The sequence below is a fragment of the Brevibacillus laterosporus genome (assembly GCF_030489605.1).
Lineage (GTDB): Bacteria > Bacillota > Bacilli > Brevibacillales > Brevibacillaceae > Brevibacillus_B > Brevibacillus_B laterosporus_E.
This window is the reverse complement of record NZ_JAUKFY010000043.1, coordinates 1-8,494: the sequence shown is the minus strand read 5'-3', so window position 1 is coordinate 8,494 and position 8,494 is coordinate 1. Positions and strand designations below refer to the sequence as shown.

Genomic DNA, 8,494 nt, shown 5'->3' with positions numbered 1-8,494 from the left:
TTACAAAAAGAATAGCGTTTTTTTCGTTTTATGGATACAATTTCGTTTTTTTTGATGAGCTGAACCACATAAATGGTTTAACTATGCTATCAAAACGCTTGGAGAAATCTCCAAGCGTTTTCGGTGTGTTTAATTTTATTTTTAAACAAGATGCACACTTAAGTTGTGGAAAGTAAATAATGTATTTTTTGTTTTAAGTGATACTAACAAAAAAATTATGAAATGAATGCAATATAACAACCGACCATAATGAGCCTGTCTTTTTAAACACAAACCCAAAAATTAATCCAAGAAGAAAAACATATATTTGACTCCATAAATTAAAAAAATCCCCGTTATAAATCCAGATTGGATAGTGTATTGCTAAAAATAAGAAGGATGTGATAAGATTGGCGTTCCAAAAAGGTAATCTTTTACTAATCTCTTGCAGAATTAATCCTCTAAATACAATCTCTTCTGTAATTCCTACTAAAAGAATAGCATTAAGATAGTTGTCGAAAGATAAAGTGAAGTCAAATGTTTGATTATTAAGCATATAAGTTTCAAAGGCAAAATATAAACCAAGTAGCAATGAAAGAACTACCCCAAAAAATAATCCTTTTTTCACATTGATATTTATTTTTAGGTAGCCAATTGGATTAGTCTTTAAATAATATTTTATGTATAACCAAGCTGGAACAATCCAAATGGAAATCTTAATTAACGCAGTCAAAAAAGCTGCAGTAGTATCGCCAAATAAATGAATATATTTTGCTAACCATAATTCTTTAAAAGTCCAAGCAAGGTAAAATATGAAAAGATACAATGTAATTGGTTTTATATCACTAATTTTATTTTCACTTTTTACACTTAATTTTGTTTCCATTTGCCCCTCCTAAAATTTGATATGTTTAAAATTTTCCGCTGATTAAATTTATTAAAAATCTTGTTCTACTAAACTTTTTCATTATTTCAAATACAACATTCCACAATCTGTATATTCATTTTAACATAAAATTTCCATTTCCCTTCAAAAAAAAATAAGTTCGCTCAATAGTTACCTCGTTCTAATCGGATACGTAAATATTAAAATAGTAGGGATACCGCCCCACATCCATCAACTTAAGAAATTGGTAGCTCCCCAAAACGAAGAAAATGAGTTGAATTCTCATAAATAACTGTAAAATAATAAAATTTTCGTTTTGGGGGCACTTCAAAATATTAGCTTGATGGGCATGGGGTCCCGCCAACATTTTAACGAAAATATACGCTAAGAGGCAAAGTGTCTACAAATGGATGGCCCTACACAACACAATGAGCATTATCTGCACTAAAATATCAGGGACTGTAAAATATTTTGTGTAAACTCTCATTCAGCTTTTGACAATAAAGATACAAAGTGAGGTTGAGAGAACACATGGGAATCATTCAAAAGATCAGCTCCGTCAACACGTCCCGCCTATAAATGACACGGGATGCTATAATAGGCTACTGGAATACCTTCTCATCGTCAAGACCCACTATCGTTGAATACTGAGTCTAATTTACATGTGTACAAAGATAATAAATCAGCGTGTTTTCTATCGCCGTAATCGTTGTGCATGCCGTTTTTCGTAGTCTAGTTAATGAATCTTGTATTGAGGGGGAAAGTCGGTGAACGTGGACGATCATGAATTATTAGATGGAGGGAAAGTGGTTGTTTGGTAAATTTCACGGTCGAGGAGCTTCATGAGATTGTCGGCATGACTCTTCAACCTACGCGCATTATGGCACCATTCATTTCCCTTATAAAGGTGTCTACTTTCTTGACAGAGGTTCAGAGTTCTCCATCGGGCGAGTATTACTGAAACAGGCGATGAAATAAGGCAGACCGCATGAAACTACGATCTGCCAATTTGTTTATCCATTCAGACTCCTAAACCCCACAAATCGTTTGCTTCTCTCGTCCCACAGTCGGTATCGAAGTGCCCGCCAGACTTAAACGAAGTCCAATGGCAGGAACGTCATCCATTGCTGCTCTCGTATATTTGTCCAAGAAAAATATTGTCTTAGACTGGACTTGTTGATTTGACGCGGTTTTCATCCTTAAATATCAATTGCCTCACAAAAATAAGTTGTAGACGCCCATGTCGCTAACGCGGCACCATCAGATGATGAAAATGGGCGGATTGCGATATAATTTTCTTACGGCTGACGAATCGAGATGTGTCCATTCTTTTGGGGCATTGTCGAGTAAAGCAATTGGCTCATCCCCCCTAGCCTCGCTCATGCAGGCATTCACCCCATCAGCATACCACTACAGAAAAACCTAGGCTTCCTGCGAGTAACTTCAAGTAGAACTTCGCAGCCTTGTCACAGTTTCAGCGTCCAAACATATGTATTGGCGTCCACCGCCTCTTCGCAAATGGCTCCTTTCCTGTATCTTGGAGTAGCAGCATCAATCGCGGGAATTCGGGTTGTTCCATCCTTCGATAAATTTTTTTGTTGTTGTCGTCACATTTTGAAGTGGATGGTTCGTTGTTTAGATTGAAAGGAGGTGAGAAGGGTTGGATGACGCCGATTTACAACAGGTCATTTCTGATGTATTGCAGGGGGATACGGAGAAATTCGAGAAGATCATGCGCCTCTACCAAAAATCGATTTTTCTCTACTGTTATCACATGCTTGGTCATTATTCCGAAGCGGAGGACTGCGGACAAGAGGTTTTCTTGAAAGCATACCGCCATTTGGCGAAGTACAACCGGGATATCCCCTTTGGTGCCTGACTCTACAAAATTGCGTACCATCAAAGCATTGATGTGATTCGCAAGCGCAAACTGAAAAAATATCTGCCCTTCTTTTATCGGGATGAAAAAGAGAACAACCACATTGATCAACAAATCGAAGCCAACTATTTCGACGAATTTGTGCATACAGCCATGTCGAATTTGTCATCGGAAGAGCGGAACCTGTTGATTTTACGGTGTGTGGAAGAGAAGAGTTATCAGGAAATCAGCCTCATTCTGAATAAAAGCAGCGCCACTCTTCGAAAAAAATACGAACGCTCGGCAGCAAAATTCCGTAAGTACTATGCACTGGGAAAGGGAGTGGGATCATATGACATCGGACAAGGATCAGGATTTGAGAAAACTATTTCATAATCCACGGCTTCCCGAAGTAGACTTGGCGGGAAAAGTGATGGGGAAGCTGTATGCCGAGCAAAAACAAAAGGAGCGATTTTTTGTGAAATACAAAGTGAGTTTATTGGTAGGGACAGCAATGCTTTTGACAGTTTCTTCCGCTTTTGCCGCAGTTAACTATCAAACATTGACAAACAAACTGGGTAACGTTGTCTATGAGCAAAAAACAATGGAAAAGGGAAACTATACTCCGCCTTCTCGGGAAGAACAAGTACGCTCCCTAAAAAGCGTCGGATTTGCCAAACAGTTATTGAAAGAAGGTACGGCCGCTATCTTTTATATCGTCTCGGACATTTCGGATATGAAAACGTACACCAGAAGCAAGGAAATGACCTTTACTGATGTATCCGCACTCCGCACAAAAATGAAGGATCAATCCGTCCAGATTTTCGACAGTTTGGAAGGCAAGTACAAATTCCAACGTGCAAGAGTTGACTTTGAACCTATCACTAGCGTGAATCCTCTCACCTGGAAGAACAGGCAGCTATTGCGAGAAAGCTAAAGAAGCAGGCGGAGGAATCCAAGAAGGAGTATGACCATGATGCCAGTAGAACTGTCGAACGATCATTGGACAATACTCAACACGTACACCAGCCAGGGAAAAGACATCCAAGTTACGATGTCCAGAACGAGCGAAAAAGAGACAATTCTCGTTCATAAGGAATGGGACTGGAAACAGGAAAAGCTTGTTGTAAAAGGAGTCGAACTGATCTTCACGGATTTTGGCACGGGGAAAAATATTCAATGGATTTATAACGTTCCAAATACGACCCAAACGATCCGATATCATATAGAGGCAACCAATCCAATAAGCAAAGAAGAGTTGGTTAAGATAGCCGAATCGTACCTGGAATAATCGCTCGGGATGTTTTACTTACTCAACTGTTTGTTGAATATGATCATTAGTGATGGTATTGCATGATCCAGAAGTAGCTATAGCATTTCAAGAACAATTCAATCGAATGTGGCAAGATACGAAAGGTTTTAGGGACTATGTAAAATAGTTAGTAGTACCAATAGGCAAGGTAAGCATCGGCTGACAGAAGAACAGATTCAAAAGCGACGGAGGGATCAAGCTATTAAAGAAAAAAGAAAGGAATCGTGTACTCGGAGAGTAGTAAACGATTAAGTGCTATCAATAAGAAAGGCACTTTCTGAATCATATCTTTGAATACGATTCAGGAGGTACCTTCACTACCCCGATAAGAGGATATGGACACAAAGAAAGTCGATTTTTACACGTTAGGGTGTAACCGGCTTTCTTTGTGTTTTATAAAAAATTTTGATTAAAATTAAAATATAAACACTCTTAAACCTCGAAAATAAATAAATCTGTATATTTTCTTACTTCAGGTAATCGATGCGTTTGGATATATTCTTTCCATTCATTCAAACTACACCTAATACTATCAGACTTATTCTTATACATATAAGCAATTAATCTTACAAAGCTTGACAGTGTTTCAAAGTCATTTATTGACGCTATCTGGACTTTTTGTATTTTTATAGACTGTAAATAGCTATTTGCAAATTCACTTATTGCCATACAATCCATTTCATCTATAACGGAAGGGGCATCTTTAATAGTATAGCTTAAAGAATCAACTGCTGCTTTAAAAATATCTGTAGAACCATAATACATCATATTAAATAGCTCATTTTTTATCCTCATACCATCCTCTAAAATTTCTGCTTTATCAATATATATCAGGTAATCATAAAGAACATTAGCTGTTGCCTGTACCTTTTTAATATCTTTAGACAATAGATACTTTAAAATATCCTTCAGAGAATACCCTACTTTAATATTTAACCGTGTTAAACTATTGAATATTTTGATGATGGCTAAGATTTTTTAACAATCTATTTTTTAAATCATTCCATAAAGCCATTCCTGAAAAACTAGCTTCAATTTTCTTAGCATTTAAACTAAATCCTGCCCCAATCATTACAGATACCCGGCTTTTTCCATCTTCCATCCATAACTTATTTCTAATACCTTTTAAATGCGGATACATTAATAAGTTTTCTTGGAAAGAACTTTTCTACATCCTTAGTCATAGGAAAATCCCCTTTGTTAGAACTTTTCAAATTCTAGTAATTGAATTTGTATTCATAAAAAAAGCAAGTGTGAATGTTTACATATATTTTAAAATGCAATTTACCTAAATAATCTTATCCAAAGGGGCAAAAGGGTGCAACTTTATTTCAAATCTACATCAAGTATTTTCTCATTCTAATAAGTACCCGTGATACTAAGAAGCTACTTACAAAATAAATAGATAAGAAGAGGGGAAGTGAGACAAGACGTTGGTTAGGAGAGCAGATTAAACTGGAGAGAATATAAATTACACATTTTGATGTTGGAGCGTGGATTGAACGGACTAGCAATTTTAGAGAAATCTCAAGATCTTGATCAATTATTAAACTTTTATTCAAAAAAGAAAAATCTGATCGATGGCGAGAACTTTGTGGATTCCCTTGCCTCTTTTACTATCATATTATAAAAACTTTATGATACCGCCTTACATCTATACGTTTAAAAAGGTACACCTTAAAGAACAGCGAAAGCATATACAATAAATCTAGATTAATGTGTCCTTAAACATATTGGGTTTATTATTTAAACGTTTAAATAATAATGATTGACCTTATAGGGCATTGAGCGTAAATTTGAGAAGTGGAGGGTGATTAATTTGGCAAGAGAATACGCTTATGTTCGTGTGTCTGCGAAGGATCAAAACGAAGATAGACAAATAAAGGTTATGGAAAATATCGGGATTAAACCGGAATCCATATTCGTGGACAAAGAATAGTGGAAAAGCTTTTGAACGTCCTGACTATAAATTGCTTAAACGTGTTCTACAAGCAGGCGACACAGTGTTTATAAAAGAAATAGATCGGTTCTGACGCAATAAACAGGAGATTCTGAAAGAATGGCAATGGAGGTTGAAAATAAAATTGATGTTGTTGTAGTTGATATGCCCATTTTAGATACGAGGAAATATAAAGAATTGGGAGGTGTTGGTCAAACTAATAACTGATATTATACTCCAGCTGTTTAGTTGGCTAGCAGAAGAAGAACGTACAAAAATTAAACAACGTCAATTAGAGGGCATAACAGCAGCCAAATCGAAGGGAAACACTTAGGTAGACCAAAGATTGTTCTGACGAAGGAACAACAACAAAAGATAGATGAACTTTATATCAGATGGAAAAAGGGAGAAATAACAGCCGTATATTTTATGAACGAGTTAGGATTGAAGAAAAATACATTCTATAAGGTAATAAAAGAATATGAATTGACAAGTGTTGTTACATAGAAAGATATTGGTGTTCAAAGAAAATAAGGTTGTAGACTGACTGCCTTGATGTTACACGGTTTCTCGCCGCATTGTTCGGCAGCTATTGAAAAATAGGTATTAGACTAAGAGTTTTGCAGAGTCCTAAAAAGAACCTCGATCAAAAAATAAAGTAGTAGACAGAAGAAAACTGTGGAGTGCACTTGTATAACCTCGTTTACTGATGGGTTGACGCTTTTCAGCTTACTTGGTTTACAAGTGTTTTCCATTATTATCCTCTACAAATTAGTTGGAAGTTTTCACCTACAGACTTTTGGGGATGAACCCGAATGAATGTACGATTTTTTTCATGAGAATCAACAAACGGGAGGCAGTGAAGTGGCGTTAATAGGCGGCAAAGTAGTAACGATTTTACTGAGTTTATTTTTCTTATTGATATTATTTGTTAACATCAACAGCATATACTATGTGATATTATCCTTCTTTGGGTTTGGAAAAGCCAAGCGAGATTATGAAATAGTTGAAGACAAGACGAGATTTTTAATCTTGGTGGCGGCGCATAATGAGGAGATGGTAATTGGTTCAACTATCGATAATTTGAAACAAATCCGATACCGTGAGGATTTGTATGATATTTATGTAGTGAACGATAATAGTATCGATAGAACAGGAGACATTTGTTTAGAGAAGGGAATTAAATACATTAACACAAGCGAACGATTATTCCCGCGTGAAGGGGTTGGTAAGCCTGCTGGCCTGCAATATGCACTTCGTTATCTAGGTTTTGATGAATTAACAAAAAGGTATGACTGCTTAATGGTCTTGGATGCGGATAACCACGTTGATTCGAACGTGTTACAGGAGTTGAACTCTCAATACATTGCAAAAAATGAACCGGAAGCCATTCAGATTTATTTAGATTCTAAGAATTCTACGACAAACTTATCCCTTGGATACGCGATGAGCTACTATCTGACAAATCGTTTCTTCCAATTTGCAAAGTATCGTGCGGGACTGCCAAACGCTATAGGCGGAACTGGATTTATCGTTAAATTGAGCTATCTAATGAAACATGGCGGCTTCCGTTTTCATTCTCTAACAGAAGATTTAGAGTTGGAAATAGAAATTGTCAAAGAAAATGGACGTGTATTATGGAATCACTTCGTCCGTGTATATGATGAGAAGCCAGATGATTTTAAAGTAAGCATAAAACAGCGTACACGATGGTCACAAGGTCACTGGTATGTTGCTTTCACTAACTGTAAGCCAATGATGAAAAAACTGATTACTGAAAAAGGCAAGATCAAAATTATTGACCAGTTATTCTATTTGTTTGGTATGACGCGCGCGGTGCAAATGACCATTACTTTAACTGGCATTTTCGTTGTTACTATGTACATCCTTGTTACGAAAAGCTATCAAGACATACCGGATCTTGGAAAGCAATTGGCAACAGCGATTTTTGGATCTACTATTCTTTCTGTGATACTATTCACTTATCAATTTCTGGTATGTATGTACTACGCGGTGAAGGTAGATACAACTCGAAAATACCAATTCGTTCGGATGAGCTTCTCGATTTTTTACTATGCATACACGTTTATGTATGCCCAAATCGTGGGACTCATTAAGTGGAAACAACAACATACATGGGTGAAAACGGAGCACAATAAAACATCTGTAAATCATAGACAAAACCCTAGGATTTCAAAGTCTTTTACATTTTTCACTTTCCTAAAAAGGGATTGAAACCATTCATTCCGTATTTTAGTCATAACCACCGGTTGCCCCCTGAAATTACGCCTTATTTACTCTTATAGCTCGAACTGGTATTCGAATTGGGGAAGCACTAGCGTTAACTTGGGACGATATAGAAGGTGAGCGACTGACCATGTACGAAGCCAGCGACCATCGTGTGGGTGAAACATGAGATTTTTTGTCAGACGATTGATAGTTCTCATAGGAAATGGTTCAGCTCATCAAAAAAAACGAAATTGTATCCATAAAACGAAAAAAACGCTATTCTTTTTGTAG

10 protein-coding genes and 1 pseudogene are annotated in these 8,494 nt (G+C 36.6%); 6 read left to right on the top strand and 5 right to left on the bottom strand.

The genetic code is table 11. The features are described 5' to 3' along the window. Positions 1-193: 193 nt before the first annotated feature. The 3 genes from QZ995_RS23285 to QZ995_RS23275 all read right to left on the bottom strand — a co-directional run bounded on the left by QZ995_RS23285 (position 194) and on the right by QZ995_RS23275 (position 2,248). A complete protein-coding gene (locus QZ995_RS23285; RefSeq protein WP_301812283.1) occupies positions 194-865 on the bottom strand; it encodes a CPBP family intramembrane glutamic endopeptidase in 672 nt (223 codons plus the stop codon). A 1,029-nt stretch (positions 866-1,894) separates the two neighbouring features. Further along, positions 1,895-2,062, bottom strand: a complete 168-nt coding sequence (locus tag QZ995_RS23280; protein WP_301812281.1) for a hypothetical protein — start codon at positions 2,060-2,062, stop codon at positions 1,895-1,897. A gap of 63 nt (positions 2,063-2,125) precedes the next feature. After that, positions 2,126-2,248 (bottom strand): hypothetical protein, encoded by a 123-nt coding sequence (locus QZ995_RS23275; RefSeq protein ID WP_301812280.1) that lies wholly within the window; start codon positions 2,246-2,248, stop codon positions 2,126-2,128. 277 nt (positions 2,249-2,525) lie between these two features. On the opposite strand from QZ995_RS23275, the gene QZ995_RS23270 reads away from it, so the two are divergent. Genes QZ995_RS23270 through QZ995_RS23255 form a run of 4 tightly spaced genes read left to right on the top strand, consistent with a single transcriptional unit; the run spans position 2,526 to position 4,014 of the window. Then, on the top strand, positions 2,526-2,744 hold the full coding sequence (locus QZ995_RS23270) for an RNA polymerase sigma factor (protein ID WP_301812279.1): 219 nt from the start codon (positions 2,526-2,528) through the stop codon (positions 2,742-2,744). 9 nt (positions 2,745-2,753) lie between these two features. Next, on the top strand, positions 2,754-3,119 hold the full coding sequence (locus QZ995_RS23265; protein ID WP_301812285.1) for an RNA polymerase sigma factor: 366 nt from the start codon (positions 2,754-2,756) through the stop codon (positions 3,117-3,119). Further along, positions 3,076-3,660 (top strand): hypothetical protein, encoded by a 585-nt coding sequence (locus QZ995_RS23260; protein ID WP_301812278.1) that lies wholly within the window; start codon positions 3,076-3,078, stop codon positions 3,658-3,660. The genes QZ995_RS23265 and QZ995_RS23260 overlap by 44 nt, the downstream gene beginning before the upstream one ends. Before the next feature lie 36 nt (positions 3,661-3,696). After that, entirely contained in the window at positions 3,697-4,014 is a 318-nt protein-coding gene (locus tag QZ995_RS23255) for a DUF4367 domain-containing protein (protein WP_301812277.1), read from the top strand. Positions 4,015-4,467: 453 nt separating this feature from the next. On the opposite strand, the gene QZ995_RS23250 is transcribed toward QZ995_RS23255, so the two are convergent. Then, complete coding sequence (locus QZ995_RS23250) at positions 4,468-4,923, bottom strand: hypothetical protein (protein WP_301812276.1); 456 nt, start codon at positions 4,921-4,923, stop codon at positions 4,468-4,470. A gap of 58 nt (positions 4,924-4,981) precedes the next feature. Beyond that, complete coding sequence (locus QZ995_RS23245) at positions 4,982-5,176, bottom strand: hypothetical protein (protein WP_301812275.1); 195 nt, start codon at positions 5,174-5,176, stop codon at positions 4,982-4,984. 678 nt (positions 5,177-5,854) lie between these two features. Between QZ995_RS23245 and QZ995_RS23240 the strand changes: the two are divergent. Continuing rightward, positions 5,855-6,481: pseudogene (locus QZ995_RS23240) on the top strand (recombinase family protein). Positions 6,482-6,793: 312 nt separating this feature from the next. Then, a complete protein-coding gene (locus QZ995_RS23235; protein ID WP_301812274.1) occupies positions 6,794-8,209 on the top strand; it encodes a glycosyltransferase family 2 protein in 1,416 nt (471 codons plus the stop codon). Positions 8,210-8,494 lie beyond the last annotated feature (285 nt).